The organism is Staphylococcus sp. HMSC063A07, assembly GCF_001836955.1.
Taxonomy (GTDB): Bacteria; Bacillota; Bacilli; order Staphylococcales; family Staphylococcaceae; genus Staphylococcus; species Staphylococcus lugdunensis.
Genome location: NZ_KV830925.1, coordinates 1,372 through 21,919 on the forward strand (window position 1 = coordinate 1,372; position 20,548 = coordinate 21,919).

The following is a 20,548-nucleotide window of genomic DNA, read 5'->3' on the forward strand; positions in this document are numbered from 1 at the left end:
ACCAAAGTCTTTTGTGATTGGTGTTACTTTTGGTTCGTGTCTACTGCTATCTGGATCACCAACATTAACAGGAACATTCACATGATCTTTCGAGCCATCTGGATATGTCACTGTCACTGGTACATTGTGTGTACCTGGGGTTTGACCATTTGGTATTTTACTTTGGTCATCAATTGTGACTTCTGGTGTACCTTTTGAACTTGGGTAATCTGGTACTGTTACTGCTTTTTTAACTTCGTCCGCTGTTGTTGGCGTACCAAATGGTTTGTTTATTGGTGTAACATGTGGTTCGTACGTACTATTTTCAGGGTTTCCAACATTAACAGTAACATTGGCATGATCTTTTGAGCCATCTGGATATGTCACTGTTACCGGCACTGTATATGTACCCGGTGTTTGACCATTTGGTATTTTACTTTGGTCATCAATTGTGACTTCTGGTGTACCTTTTGAACTTGGGTAATCTGGTACTGTTACTGCTTTTTTAACTTCGTCCGCTGTTGTTGGCGTACCAAATGGTTTGTTTATTGGTTTAGTAGATGGTTCATAAGCATCTTTTAAAGGGTTTCCTGTTACAACAGTAACTGTGGTTTTATCTTTTGAACCGTCTGGGTACGTTACAGTTACTGGAATAACTACTGTACCTGGGGTTTGACCATTTGGTATTTGATTTGGATTATCTACTGTTATTGTTGGTATACCAACACTTGTAGGATAACCCGGCACTTTAACTGAATTTTTAACTTCATCTGCTGTTGTCGGCGTACCATAATCATGATTAATTTGACCAGGCGTTGGTTCATATTTTTCTTTGTCTTGACGTTGATATTTAACTAATACTTCTGTTGAGATTGTAGAGGCATTAACACTTACTGCTGCCACTGAAGGTGTCGTTGTTTCATGATAACCTTGTTCAGTTAACTCATTTGCTTTTGGTGAAGTTTGTTCAGGCCAAGTTGTAGCTCCTGAATTTTCTGGAACCCAAGCATTCTCAGCTGATGTCGTATCAATTGTGCCATTGCCGTCTTCATCATAGCCAACAATGCGACCATTTACTACGTTAACAATTGGTGTGCGCGTAAATTTAACTGTTTGAATAACTGGTGCATGTAACACTTTACTTGTATTTTCAGCATCTACATATTTAATTGTTCGAGTGACTGATTTTGTTAATGATGCTAAATCTGTGTAACGTGGCCAAACGATACTAGGGTTATTTGGGTCAATCGGTTGACCTGGATGACCAGGATTTTCTGGTGTTACAGATACATATGCATTAGTGTACTTATAAACTACACGTGTCGGTGTTTCTGCGATTTGACCTGTTGCATTTGAAGGTGCATCAGCAGGAACTTTACTTAATACATAAAGGATACCGTCTTTTTCAATCGTATTTGGCACTTTATCACTTGGAACTGTGTATTGATTACCTACGATGTTAGTTAATTGAGCAGAACCATCACGAATGACTTCATCAGCTTTTAGTTTTTCATTTGAGTCTTTAATTTCATAACCTACTGATACTGTACCGAATTTTGCATTCGCATATTGTGCTACAACGTTCACTGGAGAATGTTCGATTGTACCAGAAGTTCTTGTGTTTTGATAATAATTACTTTTTGTTAAATATTGGTTAAACACATAATATTTACCATCTTTTTTAATAAGATAAGGTGGCGTAATATCTGTGACTTTTTTATTTGAACCGTTTGTAGTCGTAATTGTTGCATGACTATTATCAGGATTACCAACTTGAGCTTCATTAAAGTTTGGTTGTGGATTATGTGTATTAAACTCATCCACAGATGCTAAACCATGTTCAACAGCTGGATCAGCTGAAATTAATAGGTTGCCACTGCCATCAATATATCTTGATGTAACATCATAGAATGCAAGACTAGCTCCAGTATTCAGCTTAGTACGATCACCAACTACATTCCAGTTTACTCCTGCAGTTGTAGTGTATGTGTCTGTCAATCTTTGTCCATCTTTTGTAACTTCAAATGTTGCTCCCTGCTCACTAATTGAAGATTTGTCAGGGCTTAAATAGTTCAACGTTGTGCTGTTAACTTTTCGTTCTACACCCATATTTTTAAGTAGAAAAACATATACCTTGTTTGGATCTAATTGACCAGAAACAAGTTTAAATACTAACTTATTAGGTTGAACACTTTCTACACGAACTTTAGCAATTCGTGATGGATCCTCTTTAGGTGCTTTTAATACAACATCATTTTCATTGGCTACTGAATTGGAAGCATTGCTTGCTACCTCTACAATCATAACGCCTGTTTCATTAAAATCTCCAACCTTTTCAAATGAGTTCATACCTGTATCTGGTAATGTCACTGTAAACGTTGTATTTGTTGTAAATGTTTTACCATTAGTATTTAAACGTAAATTTTCCCATTTACTTTTAACGGTGCCATCTTTGTCAATGTTAATGTCACCACTAGTATCTATAACAGCTTTGTTTAAATTAACTGGTGCCGGTGAAATTGCTTGTCCGACCACTGTATAATCTTTAGATGCTATCACTTGATCATTAACTAAAATTGCACCTGTCACTCTTTTATCTTTAGTTACTTCTGGGAATCGTAATCCATCTTTATTACTAAATGAAAAGTGTAGATTTTTTAATTTTTCTACTTCTTTTGTAAATTTATAAACCCCTTCTAAAAATGTACCTCTACTTTGTAAATGCCAAGAGCGTTTTTCGTCGATTGTACCTGGGTTACGTTGAGAGAAGAATGGTATTTGATTCGTATTAGGGTTGTTATATAAGCTTTTGTATGAATCACGGATTGCAAAAGTAGTGCCATCATCTGCTTTTAATTCTTTAGGTAAACGTGTATCTTCACCTAATTCTTTAATACCTATTTTAAATGTGTCGCCTTCATGAAAAACGCCTTCTTTAAAATTAAGCGTATAGTCATAGCTGATACCAGTTGTCGTATTGACACGGTCGTCAACATTTACATGTCCACTAGCTGTAATTTTCCCACCATCAATAGACACCGTATTTCCTCCATCACGGAAGCTACTTGTGCCATATCCTGGAATTGCTTGTCCATTACGTGGATCGTGTTTACCGGTATTAGCGATAGCGTTAGTTCCTTTTTGTGGTTCTGTATTATTCGCTTTGTATCCACGTGTTTCTTTTTTGTCTTGCGTTGTTGCTTTATCGCTTACAACTTTGTCTTCTTTCGGTGCGGCTGTTGGTGTTATTGCTTCTTTATCAGTAACAGCTTTAGCAGTGTTTGGCGCTTCAGAAGTTTTCACTTCATTTTGTTGTGTACTTGCTGCTGGTGTTGCTTCTGTTGCTTTAGCTGTGTCTGATTTAGCTACATTAGCAACATGTTCAGCTTGTTGAGCTTTATCAGCACCATGTACTTCAGCTGCTTTAGCAACGCCTGCCGTACCAAAGATTAATAAAGATGCTACGGTTACACTCGCTGCACCTAATTTGAATTTACGAATTGAGTATTTATTTTGTTTTATCGGACTCAAACCTAAATTCTTGTTTGATTTGGACTTCATTGATGATCACTCCTTGTTGTTTAAGTCTAAAAGTCACTCTATTAATTATATTATCACCTAAATATATGCCAAACAATACATAATAGAATATTTTTATTTAATTTTTAATTAATATAGTATACTGTTGTTAACCAATCTATATAAAACTGTTCAAGTCTTCTAAAACAACCATTCCAATATAAAAACACACCCCTAAAAATTAGAAATTAAATCTAACTTTTGGGGTGCGTATCAAAACTGAAATGTTTTGTCTTATTATTTTAAATGTTCGTATGGGCTATTGTTAGCAAATGATACAATTTGATCAACAAATAATTTAGCACGTAATTGGAATTCATCATCTTGTAAATAGTATGTACCATCAGCTGCTGTTCCATAATCATGATCGTGTGTTGCAATTTGTGTTGGCACTGCAATACCTAGTAAACTGCGTACAATTAAACGTAGATGAGATAATGGTTCTGACGTTAAAATGCCACCACTATTGCCTATTAATCCAATTGGCTTCATTTTGAAGTGATCCATATTCAAGAAATCTAACGCGTTTTTTAAAATACCAGAATAGGAACCATGATACGTTGGTGTGCCTAGAATCATAAAATCTGCTGCCATAGCTTTTTCTTGTAACACTTTAGCATTTTCTTTGATTGTGTTAGCAGCTTGTGTTGTTCCTGAAAAGTCTAATTGATGTAATGGCTTTTCTGCTAAATCAAAGATTTCGCATTCTACCTGGTGATTATCAAAAAGCTGTTGTAAGTATTTTGCCAGTGCATTCGTATGAGAATTGACACGTGCACTACCCACAATAATTAATCCTTTCATTCTAAAAAACACTCCTTATTTATTTTCGCTTTGCAATAATTTCATTATGGCTTTACCTACACCACTTTGTTCATTGGTGTCTGTTACATATACTGCCGCATCTTTCACTGCTTGTGTGGCATTAGCCATCGCTACTGGATACCCTACACGTTCTAGCATTGACATGTCATTTAAATTATCACCAATTGCCATAACATCTGCTAAATCTATACGTAACTGTTCAGCAATCGTTTCTAATGCGATACCTTTTTGTGCATCAGAGTGCGTAATTTCTAAATTGCCTCTTGCTGATGATGAAACTGCTAAATTTGGTGATTGTGCTAATAATTGTTCTATCTTAGTTAATTTTTCTAGGTCTGGATTAAATGCTAATATTTTCATAATAATCTCGCCTGGAATTTCTTCGATATCATCATAATTTTTAACAATGTTAAGCGTACCATTATCGATGCGTTTTTGAATTCCCGCTCTAATCTTATCGATATCACCTTGTTGACCCGCATGCTTAGCTATATCCATGTATATTTCTAAATCTTTATCTGGATTTTCTGTATAAATCCCTCTATTGGTGTAGATTTGATAATACGTATCGTGATCTTTTAACACATTCTGAATGCGCTGTGTTAACTCATGATTAAGATGGGATGTATGCAAAATGTTAAATGTCTCATCTCGTACTTCTGCACCATTTAAACAAATAAATGGTACACATAAATCGGTTTCCGCAATTGGTGTACTTGCCTCATAGAAAGCTCGGCCTGTAGCAATCACCACAGTTACACCTTGTTGTTGCGCATATTTAATTGCTTTAATATTTTCTTCAGAAACTTCATGAGCAGCATTTAGTAGTGTGCCATCCATGTCTGTAGCTATTAACTTTATCATTCATTAACCTCATTTCATTTTTTGTAGTTAAGTTAATTTATGTTTTATATACTATAAAATGATGTCCAAAAATTGTAAGTATCTCTTACCCTTCTTATTCTAACAAACTTCACACACTTTGTATTATGACTTGAATTGTCTTCTCTTTTTTTCTCTAAGCCGTTGAAAAAATGATCGCAACAATTGACCACATTCTTGTTCAAGTACACCTGTTTTGACAATAGCTTGATGATTAAGTTGTGGTTGTTCTAATAAATTCATCAAACTACCACTACAGCCGCCTTTAGGATCAATCGCACCGTAGACTACTCGAGGTATACGACTCATCACAATCGCACCTGCACACATCACGCATGGTTCTAAAGTGACATAGAGCGTGCACGCTTCTAAACGCCAACTACCTAATACTTCTGAGGCGCGTTCAATTGCAATATGTTCTGCATGTGCAGTAGGCTGTTGTGAGGTTTCACGTAAGTTATGTGCACGTGCAATCACTTGTGTGTCTTTAACTATCACGGCGCCAATGGGAACTTCTCCAATAGCCTCAGCTTTTCGAGCCTCTGCTATAGCTATTTTCATGTAATATTCATCGTTTCTCATATGTCTGCTACCTCACTTATGATACAATATTCAATATCTATTTTAACATTTGGAGAAGTGATTATGAACAAACCTTTTATTGCGATTGAGGGGCCAATCGGCGTTGGTAAATCGTCTTTGGCTCATCAATTAAGCCAAACACTTGATTATTATGAAGAAAAAGAAATCGTTGATGAAAATCCATTTTTATCAGATTTCTATGAAGATATTAGTAAGTGGAGCTTTCAAACTGAAATGTTCTTCTTATGTAACCGATATAAACAATTAAATGATCTTAAAACATTACAACATGGTGTTGTCAGTGATTATCATATTTATAAAAATAAAATCTTTGCCCGTAATACGCTCAACGCTAGTGAATTCGATAAATTTGAACGTATTTACGACATTATTACTGAAGATTTAGTATTACCCAATATGATTATCTTTCTTGATGCTGAGCTAAGTGTATTGAAACAACGAATTGCGCAAAGACAACGCAGCTTTGAATCTCATATAGAAGATAATTACTTATTGACATTGCAACAAGAATACCACCACTTTTATGAAACGCTAAAAGCACAGGGTGCTCGCGTTATTCAAATTGATACGACACATATCGATTTTGTACATAACCCTGAAGATTATGCTGATATATTAACTCAAATTAAACCTTTGCTAGGAGAATTGACAAATGACTAAGACACTTATTCCTCGAGACGCTGTTATAACAATTGCTGGTACAGTGGGTGTTGGTAAATCCACACTGACACGGGCACTAGCAGATAAACTCAATTTTAAAACGTCCTTTGAAAATGTCGACCAAAATCCGTATCTTGATAAATTTTATGATGACTTTGAACGTTGGAGTTTTCACCTACAAATCTATTTTTTAGCTGAACGCTTTAAAGAACAAAAACGCATGTTTGAATATGGCGGTGGGTTTATACAAGACCGCTCTATTTATGAAGATGTTGATATCTTCGCTAAAATGCATCAAGAACAAGGAACAATGAGTCCTGAAGATTTCCAAACTTATTCCGAACTATTTAATGCCATGGTCATGACACCTTATTTTCCTAAACCAGACGTTTTAATTTATTTAGAGTGTAACTATGACGAAGTCATTGAACGCATTAAACAACGTGGACGTGATATGGAAATCAACACAGAACCTGATTATTGGAAAAAATTATTTAAACGTTATGAAGATTGGATTAATAATTTCAATGCTTGTCCTGTAATCCGAGTCAATATTAATGACTATGATATTCATGAAAATCCAGATTCATTAAATCCTATTATTGAAAAAATTGCACATGTTATTCAAACGCATCGTCAAGTAGATACTAGACATTGGACGAATTAAGCAAACAAAGTGAACAGCCTGGGATAAAATTCCTAGAAAAATAGGGAGCAGAACTACGAATTCGTAGTCCCGTCCTGGCAAGATTGACTAGGATTGAAAATAGCTTGGTATCAGCGTATTTTCAATCCAGTTCAACTACACCAATATAAAGTTCATAGCCTAAAACATAATGATGCCCCAAATTTTCTTTATTGATGTTTTTCTATAATATCAAAAACTTGTGATGCATCCTCCACAATTACATCTGCGTTAGTTAATTCTTCTCGTGTAGCTATACCAGATAACACACCAATTGCTAATCCCAAATGTGCATTGGTAGCAGTCTTCATATCATTATTTGTGTCTCCTATAATTGTAACCGCTTCTGGTTTCACATCAAAAGCTTCAAATAACGGTGCTAACACTTTTGGGTCTGGTTTTTCTGCTGCATGCGTTTCCGTAGAAATAACTAAATCAAACAGTTCACTTGAGTTTGTCTCTTCTAAAAACTGAAGTGTTCCCTTTTTCGTATCACTCGTTACAATACCAATTTTATACCCTTTAACACGCAACTGCTGAATTGTCTCATAAACACCAGTAATCCAGTTATGTTCAGGTTGACGTTCATCTATTAAACTTTGGCTTGCCGTACGTGTCCATTTAGAAACATCTTGTCCAGCAAGATCACCAAATGCCGTTATGATTTCATCTAATGAACCTGAACCCATAACCGAACTGGGAACAATAGCATCATCTATAATACCCAATTGACGATGCGCTGTTTCTTTATGTGCTACTGGGAAAGTTTCTAAAAACTGATCCACCAATCGCAATCCAATTTTTTCCCAACTTTTATCAAATTCAATTAACGTACCATCTTTATCAAATAATATCCATTCCATATAATGAGACACGCTCCCAATATGTTATTTATCTAAGTTTATGTCTATTGTAATATAAATATGAGGCTCACAACAAAAATATGCTATTTTATTAAGTTACAAAATCTTTGGACTTCCTCGTAATCATCTTAACTATTCAACGCTGTAAAAATTCAACCTAGTCAACCATCTCTTTATGAATCACGATACCCTTTTGTATTGTAGGAATCCCTCTATTCCATGTAACGATTTAGCTACCTTTTTATCATTCTCACCTTTTTACAAAATTTCCGAATTTTACTTAATTAAAAAATAAATCTAATTGAAATAGTTATAAAATAAAAAACATCATATCACTTAGGATTACTTTTTATTTCATCTCAAAAAATTCTAAGTTCAAATTTATTTTTAGTTTAAAATTACAATTAATCTCAAAATATCAAAGATTCATAATTTTCTTATTTAAAAGAATTTTCACGAACTAAAATGTATTTATACCTATGTGTATCAAGGAATCGGGCATGTTTAATGTAAAATTACTATATATGAAAGCGTTTGACAAATGGTGCTCTCGCGATGTATATTTTTTGTGAAAAAAATCACAAAGGAGCGTTTTAATAGTGAAAATTGGAATTGTAAAAGAACTTAAACCCGGAGAAGGTCGTGTCGCTTGTACACCAGAAAATGCTGAAAAATTAGTAAAAGCTGGTAATCAAGTGATGGTTGAGCATGATGCAGGTGTAGGCTCAGGCTTTTATGATGATGCATATGAAGCTGCTGGTGCAACAATCGTTACGCATGAAGAATGTTGGACAGCAGACTTGATTGTCAAAGTTAAAGAACCTGATGCAAAAGAATTTAAATTTTTCAAAGAAGGACAAGTCATCTGGGGCTTCCAACATCTTGCATCATCTAAAGAAACGGTAGAGGCTATGCAAAAAGCAGGTGTCACAGCTATTGGTGGCGAAACAATAGAAAAAGATGGTGCTGCACCTTTACTTGCACCTATGAGCGCAATTGCTGGTCGCCGTTCTATGTTAATGGGTGCTTATTATTTAGAAGCTCAACATCAAGGTGAAGGTATTCTCATTTCTGGTATAGATGCAATTTCAGGTATTCCATCAGGTAGAGTTGTTATTTTCGGTGGAGGATCAGCTGCAGTAAACGCTGCTACAATCGCTTTAGGACTACAAGCAGAAGTTACAATTATCGAGCTTAAAGACGAAAGAATTGAATGGTTAGAACAACATTTCAAAGATGATAAAGTTACCGTTGTTAAATCAACACAAGAAAATTTAGCTGAACATATTAAAACAGCTGATGTCTTTATTTCAACAATCTTATTACCTGGTCAAAAACCACCAAAATTAGTTACTCGTGACATGGTTAAATCAATGAAAACCGGTTCAGTATTAATCGATATCGCTATTGACCAAGGTGGTACGGTTGAAGGTATTCACCCAACAACAATTAGTGATCCTGTTTATGTAGAAGACGGCGTTGTTCATTATGCCGTGCCAAACCAACCAGGCGCTGTTCCACGTACATCTACTATGGTGCTAGCTGCTGGTAATATTGACTACTTAATGGCAATTAGTCAAAAAGGTATCGACCAAGCAATTAAAGATGATGCCGTATTAGCAACAGGCGTTAACATTTATCGTGGTCATGTAACTAACCAAGGACTTGCAACTTCTCATGATATGACTTATGAAGAACTATCTTCTGTTTTAAAATAAAATACTTTAGCACTTAGTTAACACATTGTATTTAAATCATAGTTCCAAAATATAATTTTACAAAAATATAACTTAAATTAAAGGATGTTTTATCTATGACGATGAATAGTGAAGTAATAAAAACAGCAGGTTACTGTGATATACGTACCATTCAAGAAGCTAAAATGAAATTAAAAGGTATTGCTCGACAAACTCCTCTTATACAATCTATGTATTTAAGTAATAATACAACTGGTGGTAACGTTTATTTAAAACTAGAAAATATGCAATTTACAGGTTCTTTTAAATATAGAGGTGCTGCTAATAAAGTTATGCATCTTACTGATGAAGAAAAAGCTAAAGGTATCATTACAGCATCAGCAGGAAACCATGCGCAAGGTTTAGCTTTAACAGGGAAATTACTTGGCGTTGATGTTACAGTTATTATGCCAGAAGAAGCACCTATTTCTAAACAAGAGGCTACACGTGGTTATGGTGCCAAAGTTATTTTAAAAGGTGAAACCTTTAATGACTCTCGATTATATATGGAAGAGTTGGCAAAAGAAAAAGGAATGACAATCGTACATCCTTATAACGATCCAGAAGTTATGGCTGGTCAAGGTACGATTGGCTTAGAAATCTTAGATGCGATTTGGGATGTTGATACCGTGATTGTTCCAGTTGGTGGCGGCGGTCTTATTTCTGGTGTCGCAACTGCTTTAAAATCATTTAATTCATCTATCCATATTATTGGTGTACAATCCGAAAATGTTCATGGTATGGCTGAATCAATTAAACAAGGTGAAATCGTTTCACAATATAATGATCATACAATCGCTGATGGCACAGAAGTTGCTATTCCAGGTGATAAAACATTTGAAATAACAAAAGAATTAGTAGATGAATTTATTTTAGTTTCTGAAGAAGAAATTTCTAATGCGATGAAAACACTTATGCAACGAACCAAAATTATTACTGAAGGTGCTGGTGCATTACCAACAGCCGCATTACTTAGTGGAAAAATAGACCCTCGCTGGGTTAAAGATAAAAATGTTGTTGCCCTAGTTTCTGGTGGTAACGTTGACTTAAGTCGTGTATCAAATATTATTGATCACTTATTAAAACCTGCAGATACTAGTAAAGGTGTCGTTGGCTAGTTCAATCCCGTAAATTGGAGGTCGCACCATGAATACAAACTCAACAGATTTAAAGAAAAATATTGGTTTTTTTGCAGCACTTTCTCTTGTTATGGGATCTGTAATTGGATCAGGTGTATTTTTTAAAGTATCCAATGTAACAGAAGTAACAGGCTCAACAAGTATGGCTATGCTTGTATGGTTCTTAGGTGGTCTCATGACCATTTGTGCGGGACTAACAGGTGCTGAATTGGCTGCGGCTATCCCAGAAACGGGAGGCCTCACCAAATATATTGAATATACCTATGGTGATTTTTGGGGCTTTTTATCCGGGTGGGCTCAAGCCTTTATTTACTTCCCAGCCAATATCGCAGCACTAGCGATTGTCTTTGGGACACAACTGATTAATTTGTTTCATTTGAGTCCAGCTTGGATTATTCCCATTGCCTTTCTTAGTGCTGTATCAATATTAGCATTTAACTGCATGGGTTCTAAAGTCGGTGGTATTCTACAATCCGTAACTTTAGTAATCAAACTTATTCCTATTGCCGTTATCGTAGTATTCGGCTGGTTCAATAGCAGCAATGTAGACTTCTCATTGTTCCCTATAGAAAACGGCACGCATTCAGGTTTCTTCACAGCACTTGGTAGTGGATTGCTAGCAACGATGTTTGCATATGATGGCTGGATTCACGTAGGAAATATTGCAGGAGAACTTAAAAATCCACGCAAAGATTTACCTGGCGCTATCGCAATAGGTATAGGTTGTATTATGCTAGTATATTTATTAATAAATGCTGCATTTTTAATGACATTACCTATTTCTCATATTGCCGGTAACTTAAATGCTGCCAGTGATGCTTCTAACCTATTGTTTGGACCAATTGGCGGTAAACTGGTTACCATTGGTATTTTAATATCAGTCTATGGAACAATGAATGGTTATACTATGACAGGCATGCGTATTCCATACGCAATGGCGCAAAATAATCGCTTGCCATTTAAACGTCTATTCTCAAGCTTAACACCTACAAAAGCACCATGGTTTGGTGGCATGATACAAGTAATCATTGCTACAGTAATGATTTTACTTGGCGCTTTTGATACGATTACAAATATGCTGATATTCGTTATATGGTCATTTTATTGTATGGCATTTATAGCCGTATTCTTGTTACGACGTCGAGAACCAGAGTTGCCCCGTCCGTACAAAGTGCCATTGTATCCATTTATTCCTGGTATCGCGCTTATTGCCGGTATATTCGTTCTAGTTAATACCTTAATTACACAACCGATACTAGCGTTTATTGGGATAACTATTACGTTAGCAGGTACCCCAATATATCTTTATACTAAAAAAACAACTTAGTAGTTGTAGCTAGTATTATAGAAATTAAATATTTATTTATGTAATGGCAACAAATATATTGATACAAATCGAGAACACTCTCCAAACCATGTTATGGATGAGTGTTCTCTCGTTTTATAACTTTAAAATATTACTACACAGTCTACGTATTTTATTATTTAAATAAAATAATTAACCATTGTTTAACGGTTCTATAATAAATCAAAGAGCTTGTTCCCTTTTTGGGAAACAAGCTCTTTAATTAGTGTACTAAACCAAGACGCATCATTTGAGGCTCAGTATACTTAAGGAGTTTTTTCGTTGGTTATCTTCTAGGTTCACCGTTGACAAGAATACTACGTAAGAAATCAATAACTTTAGTTATGAAACCAAATAAATCATTCATTTTGCTCACCTCAATATATTATTGTCACTTTTATTTTAATCTCTTCTAAAATCTTTTTGGTTAATTTTTCCTACACAACCACTCTATATACCAAGCTGTAATTATGATTCAATAATGACACAAAAAAGTATGCGTTGTTGATAAAAAACATTCAGTACCTAAGTATGAATGACATTGTTTTTCTAATCAAAGCTATAATTTAATAAAAATGTTAAATCTTCTCTTTTTATTTCAAGAAATTTAAAGCAGGTTGAACATAAATCCTAAAATACTTGATACTTAAAAGCATTGAGCTTTGTCTTAATGACACTTCATATGAATAATGAAGGGAGCGAGAATACGAATTCATAATGAATTCTATCCCGCTCCCTCTTCAACTTGTCAGAGACATTGATGTCCCATCCTGTTTAATTCTAATAACCTATTAATATTTAGGAACAACCACACGCCAACCGTGTTTATCTTCCAATTTACCACTTTGAATGCCTGTGTAAGTATCGTATAATTTTTTAGTAATTTCTCCTGGTTCGTTATTGTTAATTACAATTTCACGGTCTTCATAACGTAATGTTCCTACTGGTGAAATTACTGCTGCTGTACCTGAACCAAACACTTCAGTTAAAGCACCTTTATCGTATGCTTCAAATAATTCATCAACGGATACTTTACGTTCTTCAACTTCATAGCCTAATTCTTTAGCTAATTCGATGATTGATTTGCGTGTAATACCAGGTAAGATACTACCATTTAATGCTGGCGTAACTACTTTTCCGTTTTCAACGAAGAAGATGTTCATACTACCTACTTCTTCAACATATTTTTGTTCAACACCATCTAACCACAATACTTGATCATAACCTAGCTTATTCGCATTACTTTGTGCGAGTAAACTTGCAGCATAATTTCCTGCTACTTTAGCAAATCCAACACCACCGCGTACGGCACGTACATATTCATCTTCGACATAAATCTTTGTTGATTTCAATGTGTCTCCACCATAATATGCACCTGATGGTGATAAAATAATTAATAATTTATATTGGTGTGATGGGCGCACACCAAGGATACCTTCCGTTGCAAAAACAAATGGTCGAATATATAATGATTGACCTTCTCCTTCTGGTACCCAGTCGCGTTCTACATCAACTAATTGTTTTAATCCCTCTAATAATACATCTTCATCAATTTTCGGCATCTCTAAACGTGCTAAAGAATCGTTAATACGTTTAAAGTTTTGGTCTGGACGGAATAAGACAACCTCATCATTCGTTTTATATGCTTTTAACCCTTCAAAAACGGCTTGTCCATAATGTAAACCTTGTGCGGCTGGTGATACTTCTAATGGTGCATACGGTACGATTTTTAAATCATGCCAACCTTTATCGATATCATAGTCATAACTGAGCATGTAATCTGTGAAATATTGTCCAAATCCTAAACCAGCAGTATCTGGTTTTTCTTTAAGTGCTTGACGTTCTACAAATTTTACTTTTTCTGACATGAATATTGCCTCCTAAAAATTTCCGTTATCAATAATTATATGTAATTATAGCAATCTCAACGGCGTCTTTCAATAAATTTTCTAAAAATTCAAAATATATCAGAATATTAACCGTTATTTAACAAGCATAACAAAACTCTTACCCCTTAAGCATTTTTCAAGCTTATGAGGTAAGAGTTATCCTATTTTTTATTGATATGCATCGTGTTTGAAGATATATTTATATTTTGTCTTTCGCTTCAATTGCTCGAAGCATAATCTTAGTCATCTTAGGTAAATCGTATTGAGGATTAAAGCCCCATTCATTGCGTGAACAACTTGTATCAATACTGTCAGGCCAAGTATCCGCAATGCCTTGACGATCTGGATCCACTTCATAATCTAAAACAAAATTTGGATAGTATTGTTGAATCGCTTCTTTGAGCATTTCTGGTTCAAAGCTCATTGCACTAAGATTATAACCATTGCGTGTTACTAAATTTTCACTATCTGCTTCCATTAGTTTGATGATGGCATCAATCGCGTCATCCATAAACATCATATCCATATATGTGTCTTTAGCTATATAGCTAGTGTAACGCCCTTCACGAACAGCTTTAAAGTATATTTCAACAGCATAATCAGTCGTGCCGCCCCCTGGTTCTTTAACATAAGATATAAGCCCTGGAAATCTGACACTACGTGTATCTACACCAAACTTTTCATAGTAATATTGGCATAATAATTCTCCAGCTACTTTATTCACACCATACATCGTTGTTGGTCGTTGGATGGTCACTTGTGGCGTATTTACTTTTGGTGTTGAGCTACCAAAAGCACCTATTGAACTTGGCGTAAAGAAGTGCAAGTCATATTCTCTTGCTGCTTCTAGCGCGTTCATAAGTCCACCCATATTTAATTCCCATGCTAATAACGGTTTTTTCTCAGCAGTCGCTGATAATAAAGCAGCCATATGCATCAATGAATCTGCTTCAAAATCCTTAACAATCTCAAACATACGATCCTTATCAGTCACATCTAAAATTTCAAAAGGACCATCTTTCACAGGTGAATCTGCTTCAGGCTCTCTAATATCAGTAGCTAAAACATTGTCTGTGCCATAAATTTCTCTGCATTTACCTACTAATTCCGTACCAATTTGTCCTAAAGCACCCGTAATCATTATTCTTTTCATAAAAATATACGCTCCCTTTGTTTTTGCTAAAAGTATTTTTGTCCTTACTATATGTACATTGCCTGTATTTACACAAATATTATAATATAAAAACGCTTACATGTATATACACAAAGTACATTTTTACTAACTAATTTTAAAATATTAGCTTTTTAATTCATCAAATATTCAATTTATTATAAATATGATTGTTATTAAGTGATATTTCGATACTCATTAAACATTCGAAACTAGGTTCTTTTCATTCAATAATGAATCCTGATATAAAAATTCACAGTAATTACATATTGTTTTTTGATTTACGTTGTGCTAAATTAAAATTTATAAATAAAAGGCAGTCCTAGTTTTACTTCATTGCCTTGCGATTTTACAGTTCATTGTAAAACTATTTATAAACTTTTGACGCCGGGTAGAAAACAGGGACAATAATATGTATGTTTTCTACCCAACAATAGCAATTGGGAATATGCTGCACTTTTAAGTGTACGCTATTCCTTGATGTCTATTGCATTATCTTTATTAATTAGCAATTACTTAATCCACTAATTTTTAGCCATCATAATCTTCTAAATCTAAACTCATTTATTGCGACTGACTCATTTTTAAGCGCATAAGATGTGAGGCATTTCCGACAATGTCTTTACCACTTATTGAACTTATAATATGCTGAGTAAATTCTTGAAAGGACGTGTTACTCAGATGTTTCAAGCAATCTCCCATGGCTTTTTATTAGCATTAGGCTTAATTTTACCTTTAGGCGCACAAAATGTCTTTGTGTTTAATCAAGGCGCTAATCATAAGCATTTCATAAGCACACTGCCTGTCATTATCACAGCAGGATTGTGTGATAGCGTGTTAATATTGCTAGCCGTTCTAGGCGTATCACTTATCTTAATCTCACTGCCTATGTTACAACTCGTCATTTTTCTTGTTGGCTTCATTTTTTTATTATATATCGCTAGGTCATTGTCGCGTGAACAACCGGCTGATTTAAAATCACAACCTCCTATGTCTGCTAAAGAAGCAAATTAGTTTTACTTTATCAGTATCATTACTTAATCCACATGCTATTATGGATACTATTGGAGTCATTGGTACAAGTTCAACATTATATCAAGGTCTAGACAAATGGTGGTTTACATTTGCAACAATAAGTGTTTCTTGGTTTTGGTTTATTTTATTAGCAATTATTGGTAAAGTCATCGGTCATCTCGATAAAACAGGTAAATATATCACCCTGTTAAATAAGATTTCAAGTCTCATTATTTTAATTGTTGCCTGTATTATTGTTAAAAATATGATTCAGTTAATCATAAAGATATGAAAAGATGATAAATGGCCTATTGAGACAGACATTCTATCATCCTTTATTTTTACGATACATAACCTTCATAATCGTAAGTTGCTCTATTTTTCAACAGTTCTGCTAAACTTTGTTGATAATAAATTAATTTCTCATCCGCTTCTCTTATCGTCATCCAACGTACTGTGGATATTTCATTTGGCACCTGGATTTGAGTCGCAAATGACGTAACCGTTACACGAAACATAAAGAATAGTGTGTGGACATCCATGGATCGTGACTTGCCCTCATTAATACTTAATATATCACCAATTTGTCCTTCCAAACCTGTTTCTTCCATAATTTCTCTCTTTAGAGCCTCTACTAACGTTTCTTCCGGCTCAACTTTACCTCCAGGGAATGACCAACCTCCACCGTCTGTGTTATGTACAAGTAAGACTTGTCCATCTTCATTTTGAATTAATGCATATACAACTTTTAATTCTTTCATATTTTAACCTTCAATCATTCGGAATTTCAAAACGGCTGACTAACTGCCCATTTTTCTTAATATAAGGTGCTATTTCATAGCCAGCACAATGCTTTATAACTGCTTGAGACGCATAATTTTTAGGATTGCACGTCATTAAAACTTTATCAACATTCAATTCTTTCAATATTTTCTTCGCTTCTTTGAGCATATATAAAGCGATGCCTTGACCTCTCTGAGATTTCACTACACCATAACCTACATGACCGCCTATATTGGTCAAACGTTGATTTAACTGATGTCGAATATCTACCGCACCAACAATTTCATCATTTTTAAAACAAAATAGTGTTGTTGTAGGAACCCAATCCTTATGTACACCTTTGTTATTCAATTCCTCAACCATATGTTTAAAGGAAGTGTAGTTGGCTAAATCAGTATTGTTAGGCACAATCGGTTCATTGTTATGATACCACGCTTCTACATAATGTCTTAAAGCAACTTCATCTTTGTTGCGTAATGGTCTCAGTTCTAACATACAAAATATCTCTCTTTCATTAATTTAATTGCCGTTATTAGCTTTAGTTTAGACTAACAATCTTTACGTTTGGTGTTGTGTTAATTTATTTTTATTGAAGCACTTGTTTCAACATATTTTATGATTTATTGCTGTTTTTTAGTGCTTTCTTATAAAAATAATGTGCAACGACAATATCGACAATTGCTAATCCAACTGATTTAAATAGCGTTACTTCTTTATTGTCTTCACGTCCTAGAATGTTTCCCGCTACAATATCACCTAACTCTCCATACAGTGAGTTTACTGTAATTAAACCTTCATCTTGTGGTACTTTTAAATCCCCTGTCTCTTCCATGGCTGCTTCAACCGATTCTACAACAATTTTATTAGCAACTAACATTGATTCTGATGGTAATTCTTGCATATCTGGCTTAAATGAACCTACCGCATTTAAATGCACTCCAGGCTTTAGTGAACGAGAATAAACTGGGTAACTAGAATTCGTAGCAGTTACAATAATGTCGGCTTTTTCCATAGCATCATCGGCCACATTAAAAACTTTTGTTGTAACGTGATATTTTTTAGCAACTGTATCTGCGAATTGATTGGCTTTTTCTTTAGTACGACTTGAAAAATGAACAGTATCTATATTTCTCACTGCCATAACTGCAGCCACTAATCCTTGTGCTTGGTCCCCTGCACCTATCACGCATAATGTTTTAGCTTCTTCACGTGCTAAGTATTTAGTTGCAACACCGGAAATAGCACCTGTGCGAATTTTGGTTAAATAATTCCCATCTAACACAGCTAGTGTTTCTCCAGTCTCATAGTCACTTAATAATACAGAACCAGTAATTGTTTTTTTACCTTTTTCAGGATTTTCTGGTGCAAATGTTACAGTTTTGATACCAACAATTTTTAACTCATCTGAAAGCGCAGGCATAACCAAATATTTATTTTCATTATTAAATGGTAATACATAGCGTAATGGTGTTTCTGTCTTTCCCTCTGAAAAAGCTTTCAGTGCATGAGCAACTTCATCGATCACTTCTTTCATATTCAATAATTGCTGTTGATCTTGTTCATTTATAACTAACATTCCCAGACCTCCATACAAGTGTGTTTACGCATTTCAGTTTAGCATTTCACTCCATAAAAAACATCCACTAGCTTTGTAGCCAGTGGATAATGATAGTTTACACTATTCGATTGTGCCTAATGCTTTACCTACTTTTTCATAAGCCGCAATTGCTTTATCTAACATTTCTTTCGTATGCGCTGCAGTAGGCATATTTCTTACTCGACCAGTGCCACGTGGTACTGTTGGAAAGACGATTGATTTTACATATATACCTTCGTCTTTTAAGCGTTTACTAAATTCTTGAGTTTCTTTTTCATCTCCAATAATAACCGGAGTAATTGGTGTCTCTGATTCACCTGTATTAAAGCCAAGTTTTGCTAGTCCGTCTTTTAGGTATCGTGCATTATCCCAGAGTTTGTCATGCAATTCAGTAGAAGCCATTAATTTTTTTACAGCTTCTGTAATAGCTTTCGTATCACCAGGGGCTAATGATGTAGAGAATAAAAATGGTCTAGATTGTGCCTTTAACCAATCTATTAACGCTTTCGTACCTGCTACGTAACCACCAACAACACCAATGGCCTTAGAAAGTGTACCGATTTGGAAATCAATCTTATCTTGTAAACCAAAATGTTTAACGGTTCCAGCACCATTACCCATAACTCCTGAACCATGTGCATCATCCACATAAGTGATTAAACCAAACTCTTCAGCAATTTCTACAATTTCAGGTAACTTGGCAACATCACCATCCATGCTAAATACGCCATCAGTAATATACATTACTTTATTATATTTACCAGATTCAACAGCCTCTTTAGCTTTAGCTCTTAAGTCATCCATATCTGAGTGATTTACACGAATGATTTTAGCTTTAGATAATCGGCAACCATCAATAATTGAAGCATGGTTTAATTCATCTGATAAAATCGCGTCATTTTTGTTCATGACTGCCGAAATTGCAGCCATATTGCAATTAAAACCAGATTGATATGCGATGGCTGCTTCAGTTCCTTTAAATTGCGCTAATGTTTCTTCTAACTCATCATGTAAGTCTAATGTACCATTAATTGAGCGTACAGCACCTGCGCCTACACCATGTGAATCGATTGCAGATTTAGCTGCCGTTTTTAAATCTTCGTTAGTAGCCAGTCCTAAGTAATTATTTGAAGATAGGTTAATATACGTTTTACCATTAATAGTAATTTCAGGACCATTGGCACCTTCGATTGAATCGATTTCATTATATAAACCGTTGTCTTTTAAATATTGAATATTTTCTTCTAAAAAGTTGTGTAATGATTGAACCACAAATATGTCCCCCTTGTATTCGAATTTCACATTTATCATACCTTATTTTAATCGCTCATGAAAGCCTTATCATTATTGCAGTATGATTATTTTTTCATTTATTAAATCAATCCCTCAGTTTGGGATATAACTGTAACGAATTAAAATAGCACTGTCAAAGTATTTCTTTCGAGTGTTATTTCTAACTAAAGGGATTAAAACTGAAGTTTCTATATAATAGTTTATGATGCCTCATGTTATCGTTTTTATACATAAAGTAGCTCGTTCATTTTGTTTAGTAACATTGATTAAATGCTATAAAAGTTCCTTGTTTTTTAAAGTATTTTAAATATGAAAACTCATATAAATATCCTGTATTTTAGTGAGACACTTAAGTGAACAGGACAATCTGAAACTTCCCCTAAGCAAGCGAGTCAATCATACGGAATATTATTATGAAATTTATGTCCAGCCTAATATAAAAATGGCATAATCAATTTTATAAATAAAAGATTTTTATTCACATCTATATCGCTCGTGCAGAGTC

General features: G+C 34.7%; 16 protein-coding genes and 1 pseudogene. 6 read left to right on the forward strand and 11 right to left on the reverse strand.

Annotated elements, in window-relative coordinates; genetic code table 11:
• From HMPREF2597_RS08215 to tadA, 4 genes are all read right to left on the reverse strand, one after another.
• Positions 1-3,540, reverse strand: a 3,540-nt coding sequence (locus HMPREF2597_RS08215) for a Rib/alpha-like domain-containing protein (protein WP_256337091.1), incomplete at its 3' end; no start/stop codon positions are given.
• Positions 3,541-3,795: 255 nt separating this feature from the next.
• Complete coding sequence (locus tag HMPREF2597_RS08220) at positions 3,796-4,362, reverse strand: NADPH-dependent FMN reductase (protein ID WP_002459914.1); 567 nt, start codon at positions 4,360-4,362, stop codon at positions 3,796-3,798.
• Between the two features lie 15 nt (positions 4,363-4,377).
• Complete coding sequence (locus HMPREF2597_RS08225; protein ID WP_002459915.1) at positions 4,378-5,247, reverse strand: Cof-type HAD-IIB family hydrolase; 870 nt, start codon at positions 5,245-5,247, stop codon at positions 4,378-4,380.
• A gap of 123 nt (positions 5,248-5,370) precedes the next feature.
• On the reverse strand, positions 5,371-5,847 hold the full coding sequence (gene tadA, locus HMPREF2597_RS08230; protein WP_002479449.1) for a tRNA adenosine(34) deaminase TadA: 477 nt from the start codon (positions 5,845-5,847) through the stop codon (positions 5,371-5,373).
• A gap of 63 nt (positions 5,848-5,910) precedes the next feature.
• On the opposite strand from tadA, the gene HMPREF2597_RS08235 reads away from it, so the two are divergent.
• Both HMPREF2597_RS08235 and HMPREF2597_RS08240 read left to right on the forward strand, forming a co-directional pair.
• Entirely contained in the window at positions 5,911-6,528 is a 618-nt protein-coding gene (locus tag HMPREF2597_RS08235; protein WP_002479450.1) for a deoxynucleoside kinase, read from the forward strand.
• Positions 6,521-7,195 carry a deoxynucleoside kinase gene (locus HMPREF2597_RS08240; protein WP_002479451.1) on the forward strand — a complete coding sequence of 225 codons (675 nt, stop codon included), beginning with the start codon at positions 6,521-6,523 and terminating at the stop codon, positions 7,193-7,195. The genes HMPREF2597_RS08235 and HMPREF2597_RS08240 overlap by 8 nt, the downstream gene beginning before the upstream one ends.
• Positions 7,196-7,383: 188 nt before the next feature.
• Here the strand turns inward: HMPREF2597_RS08240 and HMPREF2597_RS08245 are convergent, their stop codons facing one another.
• Positions 7,384-8,076 (reverse strand): HAD family hydrolase, encoded by a 693-nt coding sequence (locus tag HMPREF2597_RS08245; protein WP_002459919.1) that lies wholly within the window; start codon positions 8,074-8,076, stop codon positions 7,384-7,386.
• 599 nt (positions 8,077-8,675) lie between these two features.
• On the opposite strand from HMPREF2597_RS08245, the gene HMPREF2597_RS08250 reads away from it, so the two are divergent.
• From HMPREF2597_RS08250 to HMPREF2597_RS08260, 3 genes are all read left to right on the forward strand, one after another.
• On the forward strand, positions 8,676-9,794 hold the full coding sequence (locus tag HMPREF2597_RS08250) for an alanine dehydrogenase (RefSeq protein ID WP_002479452.1): 1,119 nt from the start codon (positions 8,676-8,678) through the stop codon (positions 9,792-9,794).
• A gap of 95 nt (positions 9,795-9,889) precedes the next feature.
• Entirely contained in the window at positions 9,890-10,930 is a 1,041-nt protein-coding gene (gene tdcB / locus HMPREF2597_RS08255; RefSeq protein WP_002459921.1) for a bifunctional threonine ammonia-lyase/L-serine ammonia-lyase TdcB, read from the forward strand.
• Between the two features lie 28 nt (positions 10,931-10,958).
• On the forward strand, positions 10,959-12,278 hold the full coding sequence (locus tag HMPREF2597_RS08260; RefSeq protein ID WP_070817266.1) for an APC family permease: 1,320 nt from the start codon (positions 10,959-10,961) through the stop codon (positions 12,276-12,278).
• Between the two features lie 809 nt (positions 12,279-13,087).
• Here the strand turns inward: HMPREF2597_RS08260 and HMPREF2597_RS08265 are convergent.
• Both HMPREF2597_RS08265 and HMPREF2597_RS08270 read right to left on the reverse strand, forming a co-directional pair.
• On the reverse strand, positions 13,088-14,164 hold the full coding sequence (locus tag HMPREF2597_RS08265) for a branched-chain amino acid aminotransferase (RefSeq protein ID WP_002459923.1): 1,077 nt from the start codon (positions 14,162-14,164) through the stop codon (positions 13,088-13,090).
• A gap of 220 nt (positions 14,165-14,384) precedes the next feature.
• Positions 14,385-15,338, reverse strand: a complete 954-nt coding sequence (locus tag HMPREF2597_RS08270) for an NAD-dependent epimerase/dehydratase family protein (protein WP_002479454.1) — start codon at positions 15,336-15,338, stop codon at positions 14,385-14,387.
• 699 nt (positions 15,339-16,037) lie between these two features.
• On the opposite strand from HMPREF2597_RS08270, the pseudogene HMPREF2597_RS08275 reads away from it, so the two are divergent.
• A pseudogene (locus HMPREF2597_RS08275) lies at positions 16,038-16,662 on the forward strand (LysE/ArgO family amino acid transporter).
• Between the two features lie 49 nt (positions 16,663-16,711).
• Here the strand turns inward: HMPREF2597_RS08275 and HMPREF2597_RS08280 are convergent.
• The 4 genes from HMPREF2597_RS08280 to HMPREF2597_RS08295 form a co-directional block, all read right to left on the reverse strand.
• Positions 16,712-17,131: an NUDIX hydrolase gene (locus tag HMPREF2597_RS08280; RefSeq protein WP_002479457.1), complete on the reverse strand. Its 420-nt coding sequence runs from the start codon at positions 17,129-17,131 to the stop codon at positions 16,712-16,714.
• A 10-nt stretch (positions 17,132-17,141) separates the two neighbouring features.
• Positions 17,142-17,648 (reverse strand): GNAT family N-acetyltransferase, encoded by a 507-nt coding sequence (locus HMPREF2597_RS08285; protein ID WP_002459927.1) that lies wholly within the window; start codon positions 17,646-17,648, stop codon positions 17,142-17,144.
• A 118-nt stretch (positions 17,649-17,766) separates the two neighbouring features.
• The gene (locus HMPREF2597_RS08290) at positions 17,767-18,729 is read right to left on the reverse strand and encodes an ornithine cyclodeaminase family protein (RefSeq protein WP_002479458.1); all 963 of its coding nucleotides are present in this window, start codon (positions 18,727-18,729) and stop codon (positions 17,767-17,769) included.
• Between the two features lie 102 nt (positions 18,730-18,831).
• Entirely contained in the window at positions 18,832-20,022 is a 1,191-nt protein-coding gene (locus HMPREF2597_RS08295; protein ID WP_002479459.1) for a glycine C-acetyltransferase, read from the reverse strand.
• Between the last annotated feature and the right edge of the window lie 526 nt (positions 20,023-20,548).